The organism is Nocardia sp. NPDC003183, assembly GCF_053590715.1.
In genome coordinates, this window is sequence record NZ_JBSFTG010000001.1 from 835189 (window position 1) to 856278 (window position 21090).

Genomic DNA, 21090 nt, shown 5'->3' on the forward strand with positions numbered 1-21090 from the left:
ATCGGCGCTACCGGCTGTCGTCCGGGTGGCGGTGGTCCGGCGGCGGGCTGAGTTCGTCCACCACCACCAGGTTCCCGCCGGACTGCTTGGCCCGGTACATCGCCGCGTCGGCGGATTGCAGCAGTCGGTCCGCGGTCGGGCAGGGGCAGCGTGGACAGATCGTCGCGTCGAAAATCGCCACACCGACGCTCGCGGTGACAGCCACCGTGGTTTCCGGCGGTTCGGCGACCACTCGGCACAGCCGTTCGGCTTCCCTGCGCGCGGCGGCCGCGGAGATCGGGGCAGCCACCACGAATTCCTCCCCGCCCGTCCGCGCCACGACCGCCATCTCCCCGGCGGCATCGCGCAGCCGCCGGGCGGTGCGCATCAAGACGATGTCGCCGATGCGGTGGCCCCAGGTGTCGTTGACGCTCTTGAACCGGTCGAGGTCGAAGCAGATGACACACATCGCGGGATTGCGGTCCATCAGCTGTTGTAGCCGGTTCTCGAGACCGCGGCGGTTCAGCAGGTCGGTGAGCGGGTCCGACTGCGACTCGGTGCGCAGCAACGAATAGAGCAGCTGGAACGCGGGCACCGCGCTGACCACCGACGCGAGTAGCAATGCGACCGCGAGGGCCAGTTCGATGCTCCCGCCGCCGGTGGCGATCCGCACCGAGAACACCACCACCGAGAGCAGCGACCACACCGAATGCACGGCCAGTGCTTTGGCGCTGTGGAAAAAGCTCAGGTAGCTGCCGGTGCCGAGGAGCAGGACGGTGCCCATCGCCCCGAACAGTCGATCCTGCAACTGGAGGAATTCCACCGTGAACAACACATCGGCGCAGGCGATCAGGATCAGCGACTCGGTCCTGCTCGGCCAGGTCAGCAGCCACCAGCGCGCCGCCCACAGGGTTCCCGACAGCACTCCGATGGTCGAAGCGAGGCCGGGATGGCCGGGCGGTCCCACCGGTGTTCCCGCGATCACCGCGCCCATCACCGCGATCGCGGCTCCCGCGAGGCCGATCAGAATCTTCAGCGGAACCAGCGCCGACCTGGCGGCCAGCGTGCGGACGAGCCATCGGTAGTCGACAGGATCGTGCCACCAGTCCCGCAGCGTCTTGCCGTTGTACATCGACTCACCCTTGGTCTCGACCGCATCGCCTATCTGTTGGTTGCGCGTGTGAGAATTCCAGAAAACCCACCCGCTGATCGGCAGTAGTCTAGGTCGGAGCGTCGCGGAATCCCGCCGGTTCGGTCCCGCCGCCGGGTTGCCCGCGACGGTGGTGCCATCACGATCGGCGTCGGCTCATCGATGAAGAGCGCCAGGTCTGCGGAGTCGAGACGGTCGGCCCGGGAGTAGGTCAGTCGACCAGCGGCGATACCGTGGTGGAGTGAAACGGTCACCGGAAACGGACTCCTCGGTCCGGATCATCGACGTCGTGATGGAGATGTTGATGTCGGATGGGTACGACGATCTGCAGCTCAAGGAGGTCGCGCGTCGGGCCCAGGTTTCGCTCGCGACGGTATACAAGAAGTTCGCCACCCGTGACGAGTTGATGGTCGCCGCTGTCACCCGGTGGATGGCGATCAACAGCTATGCCGAACTGGAGTTGCCTGTTCCGGGTGAATCGCTGCGCGACGGGTTGGTCCGCGTCATCCGGCACGTCTTCGAGCCGTGGGAACGCAATCCCAGAATGCTCGAGGCCTACCATCGCGCGCGCAGCGGCATCGGTGGTCGGCAATTGGACGCACAGGGTGTGAGCGCCGTGCTGCCGGTCGCCGCGATGTTGTTCGATGGCTACGATCGCGACTATGTCGAGGACGTCGGACTGATCGTCACCAATTTGATCTACGCGTTGACCGGTCGATTCGTCGACAAGGATCTCGATGTGACCGAGATCCTGCCCATGCTCGAGCGTGCGATCGACCGATTGACCAGTGGCAGCGTGGCCGAGGCGGCGCGCGTTCGGGTGGCCGAGGGCGAGGAGGGCTCGTCGCCGCTCGTGTATCCCTCGTTGGCTGGTCCTTACGGGCCCGCCCGCTAGGCACGGACGGATCCCGCCGGCCGACGGCTCGAACAACCCGAATGACCTGCGGTAAGGCGAATTTCAGGGTTGTACGTCAAGGGCAAATCAATGTGACGTAGATCACTAGTTACTTGGATGAGACTGCTGTCACATGCTGAGTAACCGGATTACCGTGTGGTCGGCAGGGGCTCCGAGCGATCGAATTCCGGGCGTGGGGCGCACCTGTCGAGATCTTCAGATTCGAAGTTTGGATGGGAAGCACATGGCCGCACAATTCGTTGATTCCGCCCACTGGAGAGCCCACGCCCGCCGGCATCCGCTGCGATATCGCTTGGCCATCGTCGCGCCGAATGCCGTGGAAGTTGTTCGCTACGCGGGAGGTTGGCTCTTCGATCGAACAACCGCCGGGTGGGAAGTGACCGTGCTCGTCGACGACCACTCCGACGTGCGGCCGTTGCAGATCCTCGGTGCCACTGTGCTCGATATCGAACAGTCGCTGGCGGCCCCGAAACACGACACCTGGCCGCATGCGGTGGCTGTACCCACCCAGATGGTCGCGGACTGTCGTGTGCGCGATGGCATTCTGGACTGTCTCGACCACCGTTCGGCCGAGCTGTCGCTGTGGGGCGATGCCCTTCCGGCCGAACTGGCGGATCGAGTGAAGATCACCCACCATCGCGTCAGCCGGGCCGCGCGCGCGTTCAAAGCCTGCGCCTTGGCTACGGCGGGATTCCCCGCCGAAGAAGTCGGCCCCACCGAGATGTTCCGTGTCAGCGCGTCACGGACCACTGCTGGATTGGTCTCCGCGAGTTGACCATGGCAACGGCCGATCGTGAGATAGCCGAGTGGGCGCGCGGCTATCTGCGCCGACACCCGATTGCCGCCTTGGAAACGGTCGGTGGCCAATTCGTCCTCGGCATGCGCGCTGTGCGCTTTCTCGCCATCGACACGGTCACCGGTCGATTCGCGTTCCAGGAGTTCGTCCGACAGGCCGCGTTCATGGCGTCGTCGGCGGCCTTGCCCACGATCTTTGTCGCCCTGCCGATCGGAGTGACGCTGTCCATCCAGTTCGGGTTGCTGGCCGGGCAGGTCGGGGCGACCTCGCTCGCCGGTGCGGCCAGCGGGCTCGCGGTGATCCGGCAGGGGGCGCCGATGGTCGCGGCGCTGCTGATGGCTTCGGCGGTCGGCTCGGCGATCTGTGCGGATCTCGGGTCGCGCAAGATCCGCGACGAACTGGACGCCATGGAGATCATGGGTGTCTCGGTGATCCGCCGCCTGGTCGTCCCCCGGCTGGCGGCCGGGGTACTGATCGGGGTGTCGCTGACGGGAATCGTCTGCTTCGTCGGCTTTCTCGCGGGCTACTTGTTCAATGTCTTCGTTCAGGGCGGGGCGCCGGGAAGTTTCGTCGCGACGTTCTCGTCCTTCGCGACCGTGGACGATCTGGTGCTGACCATGATCAAAGCTGTTGTCTACGGGGCGATCGTCGCCGTGGTCGCCTGCGAGAAAGGGCTGACCACCAAGGGCGGTCCGGCGGGCGTGGCGAATTCGGTCAACTCGACAGTGGTTTCCTCGATCCTGCTGCTGATGATCGTGAACGTCGCCTTCACCCAGCTGTACATGATCTTGCTGCCACGGCAGGGGCTGTAATGGCGGCGCAGTACTACCCGCCGGGGGTGCGGCCGGTGCACCGGGCCGCGGTCCGGCTGGCCGCGGGGGCGATGCGGGTCGGCCATATGGGGACGTTCTTGATTCGAGCCCTGTTCTCGATTCCGGTGATGCTGCGGCACTACCGCAAGGAATTTCTGCGCATCCTGTCCGACATCACCTGGGGAAACGGTTCGATCGTCGTCGGCGGCGGCACCGCGGGCGTGATCATCGTGCTCGGCGCGGCGGGCGGTGCGATCGTGGGTCTGGAGGGCTACAACGCACTGCACCTGCTGGGCATGGAGCCCACCGTCGGGTTGATCGCCTCGACCGCCTCGACCAGGGAATTGGCGCCCATTATGGCTTCGCTGGCTTTCGCCGCCCAGGCTGGGTGCCGGTTCACCGCGCAACTCGGTGCGATGGGGATCGCCGAGGAGATCGAGGCGATGGAGGCGATGGCCATTCGCGCGGTTCCGTATCTGGTCAGTACCAGGATCCTCGCGTCGGTGGTCGCGATGTTCCCGCTGTACCTGGTCTGTCTGGCGGCCAACTACCTGGCGGTGGAAATAGTGGTCGGTCTGTCCGGCGGTCTATCGGCGGGCACCTATCAGCACTACTTCCAGCTGGTGCTCAACGGCCCCGACATCGTGTACTCGCTGATCAAGGCGATTCTGTTCGTGATCCTCACCTCGACGATCCAGTGCTACTACGGCTTCTACGCCGCAGGCGGGCCCCAGGGCGTCGGCACGGCCGCAGGCCGGGCGATGCGCGCGTCCATCTCGGTGATGATCGTGGTCAATCTGCTGCTGACCGTAGGTCTTTGGGGCATCGGTTCCAGCGCTCGGCTGGGAGGGTAGATGCCGGCGACTCCGTTTGAGAAGGATGGGCGCGGTCCCGGCGCATTCTCGCTGGTGCTGCGTGGCGTGGTGTTGATCGTGCTGACCGTAGCCATGGTCACGGCACTGTTGATGAAGTCGACGGGCCGCTTCGACGACAAGGTGGAAGTGATCGCCATGCTGGATCAGCTCGGCGATGGTCTGCCCGCCCGATCCGACGTGAAGTTTCGTGGTCTGCTGATCGGCGCGGTGTCCACGGTGGCGCTCGCCGACAACGGCGGTCCGAATCGGGTGACATTGCTGCTCGACCCGGTGTACGCCGGGAAAGTGCCGCGCACGGTGACCGCGCGGGTGGTGCCGAGCAACGTCTTCGCCGTGTCCTCGGTCCAATTGGTGGACAACGGGCCCGGCCCCGGGCTGACCGCCGATACTGAGATCGCTCAGGACCGCAGCCTCGCGACGGTCCAGTTGCAGACCGCGTTGACCAAGTTGCGCGAGATCATCGCGAGTACGGGGCGGGTCGGGTCCGACACCACAGTCGGAATGCTCGCCGCGGTGGCCGCGGCCACGGATCGGCGGGGTGACGACATCGTGCGCGCCGGTGGGCAACTCGACCGGATCACCAGGGAATTCGATGCGCTACTCGCGCCCGACGGTGGGCCCTCGACCCTGGGCGCGATGGCCGAGGCGGTGCACGGACTCAACGCGGCGGCGCCGGACCTGCTCGATGCCCTGCACTCGGCGGTGCTTCCGCTGCGCACGGTCGCCGAACGCGAGGGCGAACTGATGAACCTGCTGTCCGCGGGCAACAACACCCTGTCCAAGGTGGGCGGCGGGCTGGCTCGACATACCGATCAGATCGTCACAGTGACGAATGATCTGGTGCCGGTCCTCGATGTATTGGGCGAGGGAGCCGGTAGTTTCGCACCGATCGTGGTCCGGATCAAAACGATCTCGGATCTGTGGTTCGCCGAGTTCTGGAACTCCGACACCCAGATGGGTACCGGCAAATTCCAGTTCCGGTTGAGCCCGCACACCGCCTACACCCGCGCGGACTGTCCCCGATACGGCCAGTTGGCCGCGCCGAGTTGCTCCACCGCACCGGACTCGATCCCCCAGCAGGAGTTGTCACCCAGTATGAATCCGCGGTCGTATTCGGTACCCCAGCTGGCGCCGGAACTGCAGGACCTGATCCGCCGGATTCTGGGCGGAGAGGCCAACGCCGCGGAATCGGTACTGGCGCAACTGCTTTCCGACAGCCCGCTCCCGGTGGGTGGCGGCCGATGAGTTTTCGTCGATCACTGATCGGGCTGAGCCTGTTCCTGGTCGTGTCCCTCGGACTGATCTGGGTCACCTTCGTGACGCTGCACCGCGGGGTGGACGGCTCGGCGAGAACGTACTCCGCGATCTTCAGCGATGTCACGGGCCTGCGCGCCGGTGACGATGTGCGGATGGCCGGGGTGCGGGTGGGTCGCGTCGACAGGATCGCGCTGGTCGGCAATCGCGCCGAGGTGCGGTTCCGGGTCGAGGAACAACAGAAGGTCTTCGGGAATACGAAAGCCTCGATCACCTATCAGAATGTCATCGGCCAGCGCTATCTCGGCCTTTCCCTGGCCGACTTCGGGCAACCGCAGGAGGTGGCGCCCGGTGGCACGATCCCGCTCGAGCACACCGAACCCTCGTTCGATATCTCGGTGCTGCTCAACGGGTTCGAGCCCCTGTTCGGTGGGCTGGATCCACAGCAGGTCGACAATGTGACCGGAGCGCTGATCACCGCGCTCCAGGGCGACAACACCTCGCTGGTGCTGCTGATCGCGCAGGTCTCCACCCTGGCCGAGTCCGTCGCCGGTCCGGATCAGGTGCTCGGGGCGGTGATCACGAACCTGAGCCAGGTGGTGGGAGACCTGGCCGCGCACAGCGGTACGGTGAGCACCCTGCTCACCCAGTCGCGCTCGATCATCGACGGACTCTCGCGTCACCGTGACGAGCTGATGGGGTCGTTGACGACCGTCGCGTCGGTGACCGGGCGCCTGGCCACCGTCGTCGAGGACGTGCGGCCACCGCTGAACGAATTCCTCACGCGCGAACCAGGATTCACCAAGCACTTCGAGCAGAACAAGGACAGTTTCGCCTACCTGGGCTTCAACCTGCCCGCACTGCTGAAGGGGCTCGCCAGGGCGAGCCAGGAGGGGTCCTACCTCAACACCTACCTGTGCAACATGGGCGTGACGTTCCTGCCCGCGCTGGCCACCCTGGTACCGACCATCGTCGCTCTGGCCTCGCCGACCGGCGCCATCCAACAATCACCGATCTGCAGGTGAGGTAATGACATCGAAACAGCCTTCGAAAGCCGTGCTGGGGCTGATCGCGCTCGGACTGTTGCTCGCCATCGTCGCCGGGGCGGTGGGTTTCAACTCCCTCGGCGTCGGACAGCAGCGCTATGACGTCGAGTTCGCGCAGGCCGCCGGTCTGCGCGTGGGGGACGGGGTCACCGTCGCCGGTGTTCCGGTCGGCACGGTCGCGGGTCAGCGGCTGGCCGGTGACCGGGTGCTGGTCACCCTGAGCGTCGATCGGTCCGCAGCCCTCGGCGCAGACACCCGCGCCGCCATCAAACTGACCACCCTGCTCGGCGCCCGCTACGTCGAACTGACCCCGGCGGGTGGCGGCGAGATCGCCGATCACCGAATCGGTCTGTCGCGCACCGCCGTTCCCTATGATCTGCAGCAAGCACTCGACAACGCCACCGCGACATTCGAACAGATCGACTCCGGCCGTATCGCCACCTCGCTCGACGCGCTGGCCAACCAACTCGACGGCGTGCCGACGGTACTGCCCGGGCTGCTGGGGAATCTGCGCTCGCTGGCCGCACTGCTGGGCAGCCGTCGCAACGAACTCGGCGCGCTCCTGACCGGCGTGCAACAGTTGACCACGGTGGTCAACGGTCAGCAGGGCGACCTCGCGGCCATCGTGGGCCAGGGCCGCGACCTGGTCACCGAGATTCTCGCGCGGCGCGGTGCGCTCCAGACCCTGATGGACTCGACGCGGCGGCTGGCGGATCAGGTCAGGGTGCTGGTCGTCGAAGACCGGCCCAAGATCGACGAACTGCTGCGCGGTTTCGACGGATTGCTCGGCAGCCTCGCCCGCCACGACGACCTGTTGCGCAACATCCTGCAGATCCTGCCCGTCCCCATCCGCAATTTCGCGAACGCGTCGGGCACCGCCAACGAGGTCGACTTCACCGCGCCCGCGGGGCCGCTGATCGATTCCTGGATGTGCGCGCTGAGCGGGCGCGCCGACCAGGTCTCGCTGGCCCCCTACTTCCAGGACTGCAAATGACACGACTCGCCACGCTGGCCAGGATCGTGCTGGTGCTCGGACTCGGCGCGCTCGCGGGGTGCGCGGGCAGCCCGGACGACACGGATTCGGCCATCACTGTGACAGCCCGATTCGACAACGGCGCCGGACTCTACGTCGGCAACGCCGTGGCCGTGCTCGGGATGCCGGTCGGTGAGGTCACCGCCATCACCCCGCGCGGTTCCCATGTCGAGGTCACCATGCGGGTCGAGGGCGCGGTGGATATCCCGGCGGACGCGACCGCGGTGACCGTCTCGACCTCGGTACTGACCGATCGCCACGTCGAGTTCACGCCCGCCTACCGCGGCGGCGCCACCCTGGCCGACGGAGCGCAGCTCGGCCTCGACCGCACCCGCACCCCCATCGACTTCGACCGCTTGCTCGGTGCCGCCGACGGGATGGCCGCGCAGTTGGCCGGCGCGACTCCCGAGACCGGTCCGATCGCGCGCCTGCTCGATACGTCCGCGCGGATCGCCTCGGGCAGCGGTCCGGAACTTCGGGCCACGATGAACGAACTGTCCGGTGCCCTGCGGCTCGGCGAGGACGGGGGAGCCCAGACCCAGAAGGCGATCACCGACATCGTCGAGCACCTGGCGGTCCTGATTCGCGCTGCGGCCGACAACGACCAGACGATCCGGGAATTCGGCAGTGCGACAGGGCAATTGAGTAGTGTCCTGGCCGATCTCCAGATCGGCGCGGGTGATACCGGCGCGCAGATCGTGCAGATCATGCAGCAGACCGATGACCTCCTGTCCCAGAACAGTGCGAGCCTGCGCTCCACGGTGACCAACGCGGGCACCGTCACCCACGCGCTCGCGGACTACCGCGAGGAGATCGCCGAGTTCATCGACGTGACACCGCTGTTGCTGAACAACGCCTACAACGCCATCGACGTCGACTACCGCGGCGTCCGGGTGCACGCGCTGCTGGACAAGGTCTTCTTCGACGGCCAACTGGTGAAGGAGGTGTGCAACGTGCTGGGCCTACGCCAACTCGGTTGCAGCACAGGAACATTGCAGGATTTCGGGCCGGACTTCGGCATCACCGACATGCTAGAGGCGATGTCGAGGTTGCCACGATGAGACAGCGATATCGGTCCGCGTCGACCCTGTTGCTGGCCGGGGTGGTGCTGGCCACCGTGCCCGGCTGCGCGGTGGGTCTGGGTGATCTGCCGTTGCCCGCGCCCGGCGTCGGCGACGGCGGCTATACGATCCACGCCGGCTTCGCCAATGCGCTGAACCTGCCCGAGCAGGCGAAGGTGCGGGTGCTCGGCGCCGACGTGGGCGAGGTCGCGCGGATGTCGGCACGCGACTACACCGCCGTGGTCACGATGCGCATTCAGCCGGGGGTGGCCCTGCCGGTGGGCACCCGGGCCGAATTACGCACCGCCACACCGCTCGGCGATGTCTTCGTGGCGCTCACTCCGCCCGACGCCGCCGCTCCCGGCGGGCCGGTGCTGCACGACGGCGACACCATCGCGCTGTCGGCCACCCAGGCCGCGGCCACCATCGAGGAGTTGCTCACCACCGCGTCGCTGCTGGTCAACGGTGGGGTGATCCGGAACCTGACCACTATCGTCAACGGTCTCGGACACGCTGTCGGCGACCGAGGCGCGAATCTCGCCGCGCTGCTGGACAGGTCGACCAGAGTGGTGCAGGCACTGGCCGCGCGATCGGCCGATATCCGCACCGTACTCGTCGAAGTCGACCAGCTCACCCGGCAATTGCAGGAGCAGCGTCGCCCGCTCGGTGAGTTGGCCGACGTCGCGGGACCGGCGCTCACGGCCGCCACCGACAGTTCCCAGCAGGCGTTGACGCTGATCCGGCAGGTCGATCAGATCAGTCGGGAACTGGCGAAGTTCCCTGCCATCGACGGGTCCGCCGCGGGCATGGTCGCCGATGTCAACCGGCTCTCCGCCGGGCTCAACGCGGCCTCGACCGATCCCAATGCCAGTCTCGCGGCGATGAATTCGATTCTCGGACCGATCATCAAGATCACCAACGGCACCTCGGCGCATGTGAACGCCGATCTGCAGGACGTGACGATCGGTGCGGTGCCGGATCCGGCGCACCCCGGTGATGAGGGCAGCCGGATACCGGACGTGAGCGACTGGCAGGCTCTCGTCGGCACCCTGACCTACACCCTGCTCAAGCTGCAGCAGCGCGTGACGGGAGCGGGGCGATGACACCTGCGCAGCGATTTCGGCTCGTGCTCGGCGTGCCCGCGCGCGTCGTGGTCGGCGCGGCCGTGCTCGGCAGCCGGTTCCGGTCCATCCTGTCCAGCGGCGCGCTGGTGCTGACCCTGATCGTCGGCATCGCGTATCTGCTGTTCGGCGCCCTCGGCGTGGACCCCACGGCGGCCACCATGACCGTCCGGGTGCACCTCGCGCAGTCCGGTGGGCTGTTGACCGGGCAGAATGTCACCTTGCGCGGTGTCCCGATCGGTGAGGTCACCGCGATCGAGCTGACCTCGACCGGGCTGGTCGCCACCGCGGCGATCGACGCGCAGGCCCGGGTGCCCGTCGGTGGCGCGGTCCGGGTCGCGAGCCTGTCGCTGGCGGGCGAGCAGTATCTCGACTTCCGCCCGGTCGGCGACGACGGCCCCTACCTGGCCGACGGCGCCGAGATCGAGGTGGAGCGGACTTCGACGCCGGTGCCGCTGTGGCAGACCCTCGCGCAGCTGGATACCACGCTCGCGCAGGTGGATCCGGCGCGGTTGGCGGCGATCGTCAAGGAACTCGGGGTGAGCGAGCAGGGCCCGCGCAAGCTCTCCGACATCATCGACGGTGGCATCTTTCTCGTCTCCACCTTGGATTCGGTGCTGCCCCAAGCGGTCGGGCTGCTGCGCGACAGCCGGACGGTGCTGAGCACCGCGGCCACCGCCTCGCCGGGACTGGGTGAATTCGCCGGTGACGCGGCCCGAGTGATGTCGGGCGTGGAGGCGAAGTCGGGCGGATTCGTCGATCTGCTCGGCGCGGCGCCGGGCACGCTCGGTGCGCTGGACGCGGTGCTGGACCAGAACTCGCTCGGCGTGGTCGACCTGCTCGGCAACCTCGCCACGGTGTCCGACATGGCGAACTCGCGCGTACCGGCCCTGCGGGAGTTCTTCTTCCCGACCGAGCGGGCGGGCTCGACGCTGGGCAACCTCACCGCGGCATTCCACGACGGTGGCCTCTGGGGGCTGGTGAATCTGTACCCCCGCTACTCCTGCGATTACAACCTGCCGCGACATTCACCGTCGCAGCCGGACTTCCCCGAGCCCTACCTCTACACCTACTGCCCGAACGAGGACCCGTCGGTCCTCATCCGCGGTGCGCGCAACGCACCGCGCCCGCCGGGTTCGCGTGTCCCCGGTCCGCCGCCGCCGGGACAGGCGACCGCGACGCAGGCGATCCCGACTCCGCTCGGACCATGGACACTTCCGCTCACCTTCGCCGGGCCGGATCTGTCGACACCGGTACCTCGGTGACCGGCTTCCGGACTCGCACCGCACACCACCACGCTAGGAATTGCTATGAACGACACAGACACCAAGACCGAGACCGAATTGCTCGAACCGGCGGTAGTGAAGTCATCGGCGGATTCGGACCCGGCGCCGACAGAAGAGCCGAAACAGGCAGGTCCGACGAAGCTACAGCTGATGCGAGCGATCGCGCGCCGGATCGCCGCGCCGGTCACCGTGGTGGCCGCCGTGGCAGCGCTGGTGGTGGCGGGCTTCCTCGGCTGGAAACTCGACGAGAAGTCCGACACCGACGCCGCCGCCGAAGCCGGGCTCGCGGCGGCGCGGGCCTACGCCGTCACCTTGACCAGCGTGGACTCCAATCACCTCGATCGTGATTTCGCGGCGGTGCTGGACGGATCGACCGGCGAGTTCAAGGACATGTACACCCGGTCGAGCGGGCAGCTGCGCCAGCTGTTGCTCGAGAACAAGGCGACCGGCACCGGCACGGTGCTCGACGCCGCGGTGAAATCGAAATCCGAGACCAAGGTCGAAGTGCTGTTGTTCATCGATCAGACGGTCACCAATATCGCCGCCGCCGATCCTCGCGTCGACCACAGCCGGGTCCAGATGACGATGGAACTCGTCAACGGACGCTGGCTGGCCAGCCGGGTCTACCTGCCCTAATCCGCTACCCGCTCGACCGCGCGGAGTTCCGTGCTGTCTTTCGGGAATGAGGTTCTCAAAAATGAATATGGTTGTTACCATCGAAGTGCGCGTCTTTGTCGCGGCTTCCCGATCACCTGGAGTTCTCCGTGACCGATTTCGATACAGTGAACTACTTCACCGACCCGGATCTGATTCCTGATCCCCATCCCTATTTCGATCATCTGCGGTCGAAGTGCCCGGTTACTCAGGAGCCGCACTTCGGTGTGTATGCCGTCACCGGATACGAGGAATCGGCTGAGGTGCTCAAGGATTCGTCGATCTTCTCCTCGGCCGTCGCCGTCGGCGGGCCCTTCCCGCCGCTGCCGTTCACGCCGGTCGGCGACGATATCAGCGACCTCATCGACGCGCATCGGACCGAGTTGCCGATGTTCGAGCATATGGTGACGATGGACCCGCCGCAACACACCTTCGCGCGGTCGGTGTTGAATCGTCTGCTCACGCCCGCCCGTTTGAAAGAAAACGAAGAATTCATGTGGCGGCTGGCCGACCAGCAGCTCGACGAATTCGTCGAGGCCGGCCAGTGTGAATTCCTCTCCCAGTACGCCAAGCCGTTCGCGCTCTTGGTCGTCGCGGATATGCTCGGCGTTCCCGAAGTCGATCACCAGCAATTCCGTGTCGTGCTCGGCGCGCCCCAGCCGGGTGCCCGACCCGGTGCGATCGACAACGAAGCGCTCTCGAGCAACCCGTTGGCCTGGCTGGACGAGAAATTCGTCTCCTACATCACCGATCGCCGCAACGAGCCACGCGACGACGTGCTGACGTCGTTGGCGCTGGCGAAGTATCCGGACGGCACCACGCCGGAGGTCCTCGATGTGGCGCGGTCGGCGACCTTCTTGTTCGCCGCGGGGCAGGAGACCACGGCCAAGGTGCTGGGCGCGGCGGTGCGGTTCATGGGCGATCACCCCGACGTGCAGCAGCGATTGCGCGAGGACCGCACCTTGATCCCGAACTTCATCGAGGAAACCCTGCGGATGGACGCACCGGTCAAGAGCGGGTTCCGGCTCGCTCGCCGCGCGACCACCGTCGGTGAGGTGGACATCCCGGCCGGCGGCCTGGTGATGTTCTGCCCCGGTGCGGCCAATCGCGATCCGCGCCGATTCGAGGACCCGCACGAGTTCCGTCTCGACCGCGACAACTTCCGTGAGCACATCGCGTTCGGTCGCGGCGTGCACACCTGCCCGGGCGGCCCGCTCGCGCGGGTGGAGGGTCGGGTCTCGATCGAACGGATCCTGGACCGGCTGCTCGACATCGAGATCGACGCGGACAAGCACGGTCCGGTCGACGCGCGCACCTACGAGTACGAACCCACCTTCCTGCTGCGTGGGCTCAGCGAACTGCACATCCGCTTCACTCCCCAATCCTGACCACGACAACAACGACAGAGGTAGGTAATCATGACCGGACGGGTCGAAGGCAAGGTCGCGTTCATCACCGGAGCCGCGCGCGGGCAAGGCCGCAGCCACGCGCTGCGGTTGGCGCAGGAAGGCGCCGATATCATCGCCATCGATGTCTGTAAGCAACTCGACAACGTGCCGTTCGCGATGTCGACCCCGGAGGATCTGGCGACCACCGCCGATCTCATCCGGGCACAGGGCCGTCGCGTGGTCACCGCCGAGGTCGATGTCCGCGACTACGACGGGCTCAAGGTCGCGGTCGACGGAGCGGTCGCCGAACTGGGCAGGCTCGACATCATCGTCGCCAACGCCGGGATCGGCAACGAGGGCGGCGCGCTGGTCGATCTGCAGGAGAACCTGTGGGACGACATGATCGACGTCAACCTCGGCGGCGTCTGGAAATCGGTGAAAGCCGCTGTGCCGCATGTGATCGCCGGCGAGCGCGGCGGCTCGGTGATCCTGACGAGCTCGGTGGGCGGGCTCAAGGCCTACCCCAATATCGGCCACTATGTCGCGGCCAAGCACGGTGTCGTCGGACTCATGCGGACCTTCGCGGTGGAACTGGCGCAGCACTCCATCCGGGTGAACTCGGTCCACCCGACGCACGTGAACACGCCCATGGTGATGAACGAGGGCACCTACAAGCTGTTCCGCCCGGATCTGGAGAGCCCCGGACCCGCCGACCTCGAGCCGATCGCCCGGTTGTTCCACACCCTGCCGGTGGCCTGGATCGAGCCCGAGGATGTCAGCAACGCGGTGCTGTATCTGGCCTCCGACGAGGCTCGCTACGTCACCGGTGTGCCCCTGCCGATCGACGCGGGCGGAATGCTCAAGTAATCACCCCGTCGCGCCGACCGTGGTGGTCGGCGCGACCCCGAGAAACAACGAAGGCGGAGAACGGTCATGAGGGTGTCGGTCGACGGGACCAAATGTGAGGGCCATGCCCTGTGCGCGGGTATCGCGCCGACGGTGTTCGAGGTGAACGCCGAGGACCTGGCCGTGGTGGTCGACGAATATCCGGGTGGTGCCACCGAATCGGAGGTTCGCTCGGCGGCGTCGGCCTGCCCGACGATGGCGATCGCGTTGGGCGAGAGCTAGCTCCGCGTCCGAGAAGGTCGAATGCAGAAACCCGCCTCCCACGGAGGCGGGTTTCTGCTGTCAGAAGACTTGCGGGGCAAGGTGATTGCCGACATCAGCCGCGAGGATCCGGGGCGGATTCTCGCGGCTGATGGGGTGTCGTTCAGGCGGCGGGGTCGGCCGCGGCCGCACCACCGGTCATGGTGGTGCGGGTCACGGGCCCGTACCACCCGCACGGCAGTTCGCAGGTGGCCACCACGTGGCGTTCGATGTCGCCGTCGAGGGACTTGCGTATCGTCTCCGCCGCGCCGGCGGGATAGCCACAGCGCGGGCATTTGCCGTAGTAGTCGAGGATCGGACGGACGCTGATCTGAATGGTCGGATGCACGGTGTGTCCTTCAGCCGGTCTCAGTCGAGGAAGAGGTCGAGCGTCGGGCTGTCGCCGCCGCCGTAGCGCGACAGATCCTCGACGCCGGACGCGGTGAGCACCTCCGCGTCGATGTAGCAGTTCCCGCTGGCCGCGCGGGCGGGTCGGGACAGGATCTCGATCGCCGCGTCGGCCATGATCTCGGGGCTGCGCGACGACGAGAGCAGATTGTCGCCGTCGGCCATGTTCGCGACCGCCGAGGTGGCGATATAGGTCTGGGGCCACAGGCAATTCACGGCGATGCCCGCGTCGGCGAACTCGGCGGCCCAGCCCAGCGAGAGCAGGGTCATGCCGTATTTGGACAGCGTGTAGGCGGGGTGGGCGCCGAGCCAGCGCGGGTTCATGTTCACCGGCGGCGACACGGTGAGCACGTGCGGGTTCGCCGAGGCGCGCAGGTGCGGCAGGCAGGCCTTGGTGAGCAGGAAGGTGCCGCGCAGGTTGATCTCCTGCATCAGGTCGTACTTCTTGGCCGAGAGGCTCTCGGTCGGTTCGACGCCGATCGCGCTGGCGTTGTTCACGCAGATGTCGATGCCGCCGAACCGTTCGACGGCGGTCTCGACAGCGCGCGCCACGTCGGCTTCGTTGCGCACGTCGCCGACCACGGCGACAGCCTTGCCGCCCGCGGCCTCCACCTCGGCGACCGCGGTGTGCACGGTGCCGGGTAGCCGGGGGTGCGGCTGCGAGGTCTTGGCCAGCAGCACCAGATTCGCCCCGCGCCGCGCGGCGGCCAGTGCGATGGCCAAACCGATCCCGCGGGAGCCGCCGGAGATGACCAGGGTGCGGTCGGTGAGTACGGCGTTCTCGCTGGACATCGGTCTCCTCAGTGCTGGTCCCCGCCGCGGATCGAAGCGGCATTCCCTTTCGATGGTATTGGCATTCTCATTTTTTGCAAGTACCGTAATCACTGATGAACGATCCGATACAGACCTCGTCCGGCATCCCGCTCTCGCCGGTCTACGGACCCGCGGACCTGGCCGCCGCACCGCCCGCACCGGGCGGCTTCCCATTCACGCGCGGCAACTTCGCCTCCGGTTACCGGGGTCGGTTGTGGACGTTTCGCCAATACTCCGGTTTCGGAACGGCGGAGGAGTCCAATCGCCGATACCGATATCTGCTCGACCAGGGCGGAACCGGGTTGTCGGTCGCGCTCGACCTACCGACCCAATGTGGTTACGACTCCGACGATCCGGAGGTGACCGAGGAGGTCGGTCGCGTCGGCGTCGCGGTGGACACCCTCGCCGATGCCGAGATCCTGTTCGACGGCATGCCGCTGGACAAGATCAGCACCAGCTTCACGATCAACGGCACCGCCGCGATCCTGCTGGCGCTCTACGTTGCGGCCGCCGAGAAGAAGGGCGTGCCGCGCGAGAAGCTCACCGGCACGATCCAGAACGACATTCTCAAGGAATACGCCTCGCGCGGCACCTGGATCTGGCCGCCGGAACCGTCGCTGCGGCTGATCGCCGACACCATCGAATTCTGTGCGGCCGAAGTGCCGAGATTCAACGCGATCTCGGTGGCGGGCGCGCACTTTCGTGATGCCGGCGCCAACGCGGTGCAGGAGATGGCGTTCACCCTCGCCGACGGTGTCACCTACTGCGACACCGTGATCGAACGCGGCCGGATGACGATCGACCAGTTCGCGCCGCAGATCTCGTTCTTCTTCTACACCCACGGTGACTTCTTCGAGGAAATCGCCAAATACCGTGCGGGACGCCGACGCTGGGCGACGATCGTGCGCGAGCGCTACGGGGCCACGACCGACAAGGCCTCGATGTTCCGCTTCGGCTGTGTCGCCGGGGGCGCCTCGCTGTACGCGCCACAGGCGCAAAACAACCTGGTGCGGGTGGCCTACGAGTCGATGGCCTCGGTGCTGGGCGGAGTGCAGTCGATGTTCACCGCGGCCTGGGACGAGCCGTTCGCGTTGCCGAGCGAGGAGTCCGCCACGCTCGCGCTGCGGACCCAGCAGATCCTGGCCTACGAAACCGGAGTCACCCGGGTCGCCGACCCGCTCGGTGGTTCCTACTTCGTCGAGGCGCTCACCGACGCGACCGAGGCTCGCATCATCGAGATCATGGACGACCTCGAGCGCCACGGCGGCATGGTCCGTTCGATCGAGGACGGCTACCTGCAGGGTCTGATCGCCGATGAGGCATACCAGCTGCACAAGGACGTCGAGGCCGGCACCAAACCGGTCGTCGGGGTGAACCGGTTCGTCTCCGACGAGCCCGCGCCCGAGATCGCGACCTACGAACTCGACGCCGAGGGCCGCGACCTGCAACTGAAGCGTCTCGCCAGGGTGAAAGCCGAACGCGATTCCGTGGCGGTCCGGTCCAGCCTCACTGCCTTGTCCACCGCCGCCGAAGGAAACGAGAACCTGATGCACTACCTGATCGAGTGCGCGAACGCGTACTGCACGGTGGGGGAGATGACCGCTGCGCTCAAGGGCGTGTGGGGCGAGTTCCAGCAGCCGGTGGTGTTCTGATGAGCGCCCGTGTGCTCGTCGCCAAACCCGGTCTCGACGGCCACGATCGCGGGGCCAAGATCGTCGCCCGCGCGCTGCGCGACGCCGGTTTCGAAGTGATCTTCACCGGCATCCGCCAGCGCATCGAGGACATCGTGTCGATCGCGCTGCAGGAGGATGTCGCCGTCGTGGGGCTGAGCATCCTCTCGGGTGCGCACGTCTCGCTGACCACACGCACCGTCGAGGCGTTGCGCGCGGCGGGCGCGGGCGATATCGCCGTGATCGTCGGCGGCACCATTCCCCAGTCCGATGTCGCGCGGCTGCTCGAAGTCGGTGCGGCGGCGGTGTTCCCGACGGGTACCTCGCTCGACACCCTCGTCACCGAGATCCGGGCGCTCACCAATACCCCGTCCCCGACCTGAGCGTCGGGTCGGTCGCAGCGGCGCTGACCACCGTGGTCGCGCGAAAAGTAGTGGAAGACGGAGGAATTCGTGCGTATCGGAGTGATGATCGGGCCCGAGAAGGGCGATGCGGCCCGCAAACTGTCCCGGATGCTCGACGACATCGCGTGGGCCGAGTCGGCGGGCCTGGACACCGCGTGGATACCCCAGATCCCGACCGATTTCGACGCGCTGATCACCATCGCGCTGATGGGACAGGTGACCACCCGGATCGAGTTGGGCACCGCCGTGGTGCCGCTGCAGGCCCAGCACCCCGTCGCTCTCGCCCGGCAGGCACTGTCGGCGCAGGCCGCGGCGGGCGGACGGCTGGCGCTGGGTATCGGTCCCTCGCACCACTGGATCGTGGCAGACATGCTCGGGCTGCCCTACGAGAAACCGGCGGCCTACACCGCGGACTATCTCGAGGTGCTGAACGCGGGACTGCGCGGGCCCGGCACGGTGGACGTCGAGAACTCGACCTTCACAGTGCACAATCCGCTCGACCTCGGGCCGGTGGCCCCGGTGCCGGTGCTGGTCGCCGCGCTCGGTCCGGTGATGCTGCGCATCGCCGGCGAACAGGCCGACGGGACCATTCTCTGGATGGCCGACGAGCGCGCGGTGGGAGCCCATGTCGTGCCGCGCATCACGAAGGCGGCGGCCGAGGCGGGCCGTCCAGCGCCGCGCGTGGTCGCCGGTCTGCCGGTCTGCCTGTGCCGTCCCTCCGAGGTCGCCGAAGCCAAGGCCAGAGCGAACCGCATTCTCGGCGAAGCCGAGGTCTCACCGAACTACCAGCGGTTGCTCGAAACCGGCGACGCCCGCGACATCGGCGACATCTGCGTCGCCGGTGACGAGAGCGCCATCGCCGAGGGGCTGCGCCGATACGGCGACGCCGGGGCCACCGATCTGTCGGTGCGCCTGCTGCCCATCGGCGACACCCGCGACGAACTGGTCGCCTCCAAACGGCGCACCAGGGAGATGATCGCCGCGCTGGCAAAGGACTTACGGTGATCGGGGCGCGAGGCGAGAGCTTCCAGCTCTCGCGTGCTCGCGGCGCGCGGGGCGGGTCAGCGACCGGACCGCTGGCAGGCATCCGGATTCTCGAGGTCGGCACCATGCTGGCCGGGCCGTACGCCACCATGATGCTCGCCGATCTCGGCGCCGAGGTCACCAAGGTGGAACCGGCGGGCGGCGACATCTCCCGGCAGGTGAGCGACAGCTACTTCGCCAGCCTCAACCGGGGCAAGCGCAGCATCAGCATCGACCTGAACACCGCGCGGGGCCAGGACCAGCTAGGGGAGCTGGCGGCGAATGCGCATGCGCTGCTGGTGAATCTGAAGCCGTCGGCGATCCACCGGCTCGGCTTGACCTACGAAGCACTACGCCGGTGGAACGAGCGCATCGTCTGTGTCGCGATCACCGGATTCGGTTTGGACGCCGGTGACGACCCGGCCTTCGACTACGTCATCCAGGCGGCCACCGGCATCGCGGCGCTCACCGGCGATCCCGCCGGCCCGCCGACGCTGCCCGGCTACTCCTCGGCCGACAACTCCACCGGATTGACCGCGGCGCTGGGTCTGCTCGCGCAGATCGTGTCCGGGCAGGGCGGCCAGGTGGAGGTGTCGCTGCGCGATGTGATGCTCTCGCAGCTGAACTACCACGCCTCGGCCTACCTCAACGACGGCACGGCGCCACAGCGGCGCCCGTTCGGGGCGCACACGTATTACGTTCCCGCGCAGATGTTCCCGACCGCCGAGGGGTATCTGGCGCTGTTCATCACCCACGACGGATTCTGGCGGCGCTTCGCCGGGGAAGCGGCGGTGGCGGGGTTCGAGACGATGGTCGAGCGGGCTCGCCGGCGTGAGGAGGTGCTCGCGGCGGTCACCACCGCGCTCGCGGCCGACACCGCGGTGGGCTGGGAATCGCGGCTGCGCCCGCTCGGCATCCCGGCCGCAGCCGTCCGGACACTGCCCGAGGCGCTGGACGCGACGCCGGAGGCGCTGGTGCAGGCGGGGCCACATCGACTGGTGGGCAGTCCGATTCGGATCGCCGGGTACGAGCCCACCTACGGCCCGCCACCGCGTTTGGGCGAGCACAACATCTGATCACGCACCGAGCCAGGGGGAGCCGGACCCCGGAACCTGTTCAGGTCCCGGGGTCCGTCGGCGTGCGCCGGGCGCTCACTCGTAGCGAACGGTGGTCTCGGGCGTGTCGGGAATCGCCTGGCAGGTGAGCACGTAACCCTCGGCGACCTCGTCGTCGGTGAGCGCGTCGTTGACGCGCATCGTCGCCGAACCCTGGGTGAGCACGGCCATGCAGGTCGCGCAGTTTCCCGATTCGCAGGAGAACGGCGGGGTGAGGCCGCCGCGTCGCGCGCTCTCCAGCAGCGTCTCGCCCGCATTGCGCGGCACGGTCACCTTCTTGCGACCGAGGATGACGGTGACCGTGCCCGCGGTGGCGGCGGGCTCCGGCGTGGCGGTGGGTTCCGGTTCGGCTACCGCGACAACCGGTTCGGCCGCGCCGAAGCGCTCACTGAAGATCGCGCCCGGACCCGGCAGCGCTTCCTCCACCATCGCCATGAACGCCTCCGGGCCACAGATGTAGCTGTCGGCCGCGCCGTCGTCGCCGACGAAGGCGCGCACGGCGGCCGGATCGAGCAACCCGCTGTCGGCATCCAGATGCCGGAGCACCTCGAGCCGGGTGGGGTAGCGCGCGACCAGCTCCTCGAGGGTGGCATCGAAGATCGCCGACGCCCGGTCACGGTCGACACACAGCAGACGCACCCGACGATCGGTCGTGGCCAGCGCGCTCTTGGCCAGCGACAGGACCGGGGTGATGCCGCTGCCGCCGGAGAAGCCGAGCAGGGGGCGCTCGCTCTCGCGCAGACAGAATTTGCCCGCCGGCCTGCTCATCTCGATCACATCCCCCTCGCTGAGGTTGTCGATCAGCCAGTTCGACACCCGGCCGCCGACGACCCGCTTGACCGTCGTCATGAGCTCGGCGTCGGTTTCGGGCGCGCTCGACATGGAGTACGACCGGAACAGCTCGACATCGTCGACCCGCACCCGGAACGTGCAGAACTGGCCGGCGACATAGGACACCGCGCCCTCGTGTGGAGCGAGGACAAAGGTGCGGGCGTCGGCTGTCTCCTTGATGATCCGGGTCACCGTCGCGCGTTGGAACAGGGGAGTTCTCGCCATGGACCGGCTCCTTCTGGTATGAAGATTCTTATGGAAAGAGAATACTATTCTCTCTTGCAAGATGGGATCTTCTCAGTCCCGGCC

General features: G+C 67.2%; 22 protein-coding genes. 18 read left to right on the forward strand and 4 right to left on the reverse strand.

All coding sequences use genetic code 11. From position 1 onward, the window contains the following. Nucleotides 1–7 precede the first annotated feature (7 nt). Nucleotides 8–1111 carry a diguanylate cyclase domain-containing protein gene (locus ACWDXS_RS03775; protein ID WP_449961688.1) on the reverse strand — a complete coding sequence of 368 codons (1104 nt, stop codon included), beginning with the start codon at nt 1109–1111 and terminating at the stop codon, nt 8–10. A gap of 259 nt (nt 1112–1370) precedes the next feature. Here ACWDXS_RS03775 and ACWDXS_RS03780 point away from each other — a divergent pair, with 259 nt between their 5' ends. The 14 genes from ACWDXS_RS03780 to ACWDXS_RS03845 all read left to right on the forward strand — a co-directional run bounded on the left by ACWDXS_RS03780 (nt 1371) and on the right by ACWDXS_RS03845 (nt 14499). Then, on the forward strand, nt 1371–2024 hold the full coding sequence (locus tag ACWDXS_RS03780; RefSeq protein ID WP_378990286.1) for a TetR family transcriptional regulator: 654 nt from the start codon (nt 1371–1373) through the stop codon (nt 2022–2024). A gap of 301 nt (nt 2025–2325) precedes the next feature. Further along, nucleotides 2326–2820 carry a hypothetical protein gene (locus ACWDXS_RS03785; RefSeq protein ID WP_378990427.1) on the forward strand — a complete coding sequence of 165 codons (495 nt, stop codon included), beginning with the start codon at nt 2326–2328 and terminating at the stop codon, nt 2818–2820. A 2-nt stretch (nt 2821–2822) separates the two neighbouring features. Continuing rightward, nucleotides 2823–3653 carry an MlaE family ABC transporter permease gene (locus ACWDXS_RS03790; RefSeq protein ID WP_378990285.1) on the forward strand — a complete coding sequence of 277 codons (831 nt, stop codon included), beginning with the start codon at nt 2823–2825 and terminating at the stop codon, nt 3651–3653. Then, the gene (locus ACWDXS_RS03795; RefSeq protein ID WP_378990283.1) at nt 3653–4507 is read left to right on the forward strand and encodes an ABC transporter permease; all 855 of its coding nucleotides are present in this window, start codon (nt 3653–3655) and stop codon (nt 4505–4507) included. The genes ACWDXS_RS03790 and ACWDXS_RS03795 overlap by 1 nt, the downstream gene beginning before the upstream one ends. After that, the gene (locus ACWDXS_RS03800) at nt 4508–5773 is read left to right on the forward strand and encodes an MlaD family protein (protein WP_449961693.1); all 1266 of its coding nucleotides are present in this window, start codon (nt 4508–4510) and stop codon (nt 5771–5773) included. After that, entirely contained in the window at nt 5770–6807 is a 1038-nt protein-coding gene (locus tag ACWDXS_RS03805) for an MlaD family protein (protein WP_449961696.1), read from the forward strand. The genes ACWDXS_RS03800 and ACWDXS_RS03805 overlap by 4 nt, the downstream gene beginning before the upstream one ends. A 4-nt stretch (nt 6808–6811) precedes the next feature. Further along, nucleotides 6812–7822 (forward strand): MCE family protein, encoded by a 1011-nt coding sequence (locus ACWDXS_RS03810; RefSeq protein ID WP_067444681.1) that lies wholly within the window; start codon nt 6812–6814, stop codon nt 7820–7822. Next, on the forward strand, nt 7819–8922 hold the full coding sequence (locus tag ACWDXS_RS03815; RefSeq protein ID WP_449961701.1) for an MCE family protein: 1104 nt from the start codon (nt 7819–7821) through the stop codon (nt 8920–8922). Before ACWDXS_RS03810 ends, ACWDXS_RS03815 begins: the two co-directional genes overlap by 4 nt. After that, nucleotides 8919–10025 carry an MlaD family protein gene (locus ACWDXS_RS03820; protein WP_449961704.1) on the forward strand — a complete coding sequence of 369 codons (1107 nt, stop codon included), beginning with the start codon at nt 8919–8921 and terminating at the stop codon, nt 10023–10025. The genes ACWDXS_RS03815 and ACWDXS_RS03820 overlap by 4 nt, the downstream gene beginning before the upstream one ends. After that, the gene (locus tag ACWDXS_RS03825; protein WP_449961707.1) at nt 10022–11308 is read left to right on the forward strand and encodes an MlaD family protein; all 1287 of its coding nucleotides are present in this window, start codon (nt 10022–10024) and stop codon (nt 11306–11308) included. The genes ACWDXS_RS03820 and ACWDXS_RS03825 overlap by 4 nt, the downstream gene beginning before the upstream one ends. Before the next feature lie 45 nt (nt 11309–11353). Next, nucleotides 11354–11965 carry a hypothetical protein gene (locus ACWDXS_RS03830; protein WP_449961710.1) on the forward strand — a complete coding sequence of 204 codons (612 nt, stop codon included), beginning with the start codon at nt 11354–11356 and terminating at the stop codon, nt 11963–11965. A 128-nt stretch (nt 11966–12093) separates the two neighbouring features. Next, nucleotides 12094–13371, forward strand: a complete 1278-nt coding sequence (locus ACWDXS_RS03835) for a cytochrome P450 (protein WP_449961713.1) — start codon at nt 12094–12096, stop codon at nt 13369–13371. A 30-nt stretch (nt 13372–13401) separates the two neighbouring features. Beyond that, on the forward strand, nt 13402–14238 hold the full coding sequence (locus ACWDXS_RS03840) for a mycofactocin-coupled SDR family oxidoreductase (protein WP_379297333.1): 837 nt from the start codon (nt 13402–13404) through the stop codon (nt 14236–14238). Nucleotides 14239–14304: 66 nt separating this feature from the next. After that, on the forward strand, nt 14305–14499 hold the full coding sequence (locus ACWDXS_RS03845) for a ferredoxin (protein ID WP_067444696.1): 195 nt from the start codon (nt 14305–14307) through the stop codon (nt 14497–14499). A 142-nt stretch (nt 14500–14641) separates the two neighbouring features. Here ACWDXS_RS03845 and ACWDXS_RS03850 read toward each other — a convergent pair whose 3' ends face one another. Both ACWDXS_RS03850 and ACWDXS_RS03855 read right to left on the reverse strand, forming a co-directional pair. Beyond that, the gene (locus tag ACWDXS_RS03850) at nt 14642–14866 is read right to left on the reverse strand and encodes a hypothetical protein (protein WP_378990274.1); all 225 of its coding nucleotides are present in this window, start codon (nt 14864–14866) and stop codon (nt 14642–14644) included. Between the two features lie 20 nt (nt 14867–14886). Then, entirely contained in the window at nt 14887–15717 is an 831-nt protein-coding gene (locus tag ACWDXS_RS03855) for an SDR family oxidoreductase (RefSeq protein WP_378990272.1), read from the reverse strand. A gap of 95 nt (nt 15718–15812) precedes the next feature. Here ACWDXS_RS03855 and ACWDXS_RS03860 point away from each other — a divergent pair, with 95 nt between their 5' ends. From ACWDXS_RS03860 to ACWDXS_RS03875, 4 genes are all read left to right on the forward strand, one after another. Further along, nucleotides 15813–17390, forward strand: coding sequence for a methylmalonyl-CoA mutase family protein (locus tag ACWDXS_RS03860; RefSeq protein WP_067444704.1), 1578 nt, complete (start codon nt 15813–15815; stop codon nt 17388–17390). Further along, nucleotides 17390–17791 (forward strand): cobalamin B12-binding domain-containing protein, encoded by a 402-nt coding sequence (locus ACWDXS_RS03865; protein WP_067444706.1) that lies wholly within the window; start codon nt 17390–17392, stop codon nt 17789–17791. Before ACWDXS_RS03860 ends, ACWDXS_RS03865 begins: the two co-directional genes overlap by 1 nt. A 69-nt stretch (nt 17792–17860) precedes the next feature. Then, on the forward strand, nt 17861–18817 hold the full coding sequence (locus ACWDXS_RS03870) for an LLM class F420-dependent oxidoreductase (RefSeq protein ID WP_378990271.1): 957 nt from the start codon (nt 17861–17863) through the stop codon (nt 18815–18817). Nucleotides 18818–18888: 71 nt separating this feature from the next. Then, nucleotides 18889–19911, forward strand: coding sequence for a CaiB/BaiF CoA transferase family protein (locus ACWDXS_RS03875; RefSeq protein ID WP_449963401.1), 1023 nt, complete (start codon nt 18889–18891; stop codon nt 19909–19911). 75 nt (nt 19912–19986) lie between these two features. On the opposite strand, the gene ACWDXS_RS03880 is transcribed toward ACWDXS_RS03875, so the two are convergent. Next, nucleotides 19987–21006, reverse strand: coding sequence for a 2Fe-2S iron-sulfur cluster-binding protein (locus tag ACWDXS_RS03880; protein ID WP_449961721.1), 1020 nt, complete (start codon nt 21004–21006; stop codon nt 19987–19989). Between the last annotated feature and the right edge of the window lie 84 nt (nt 21007–21090).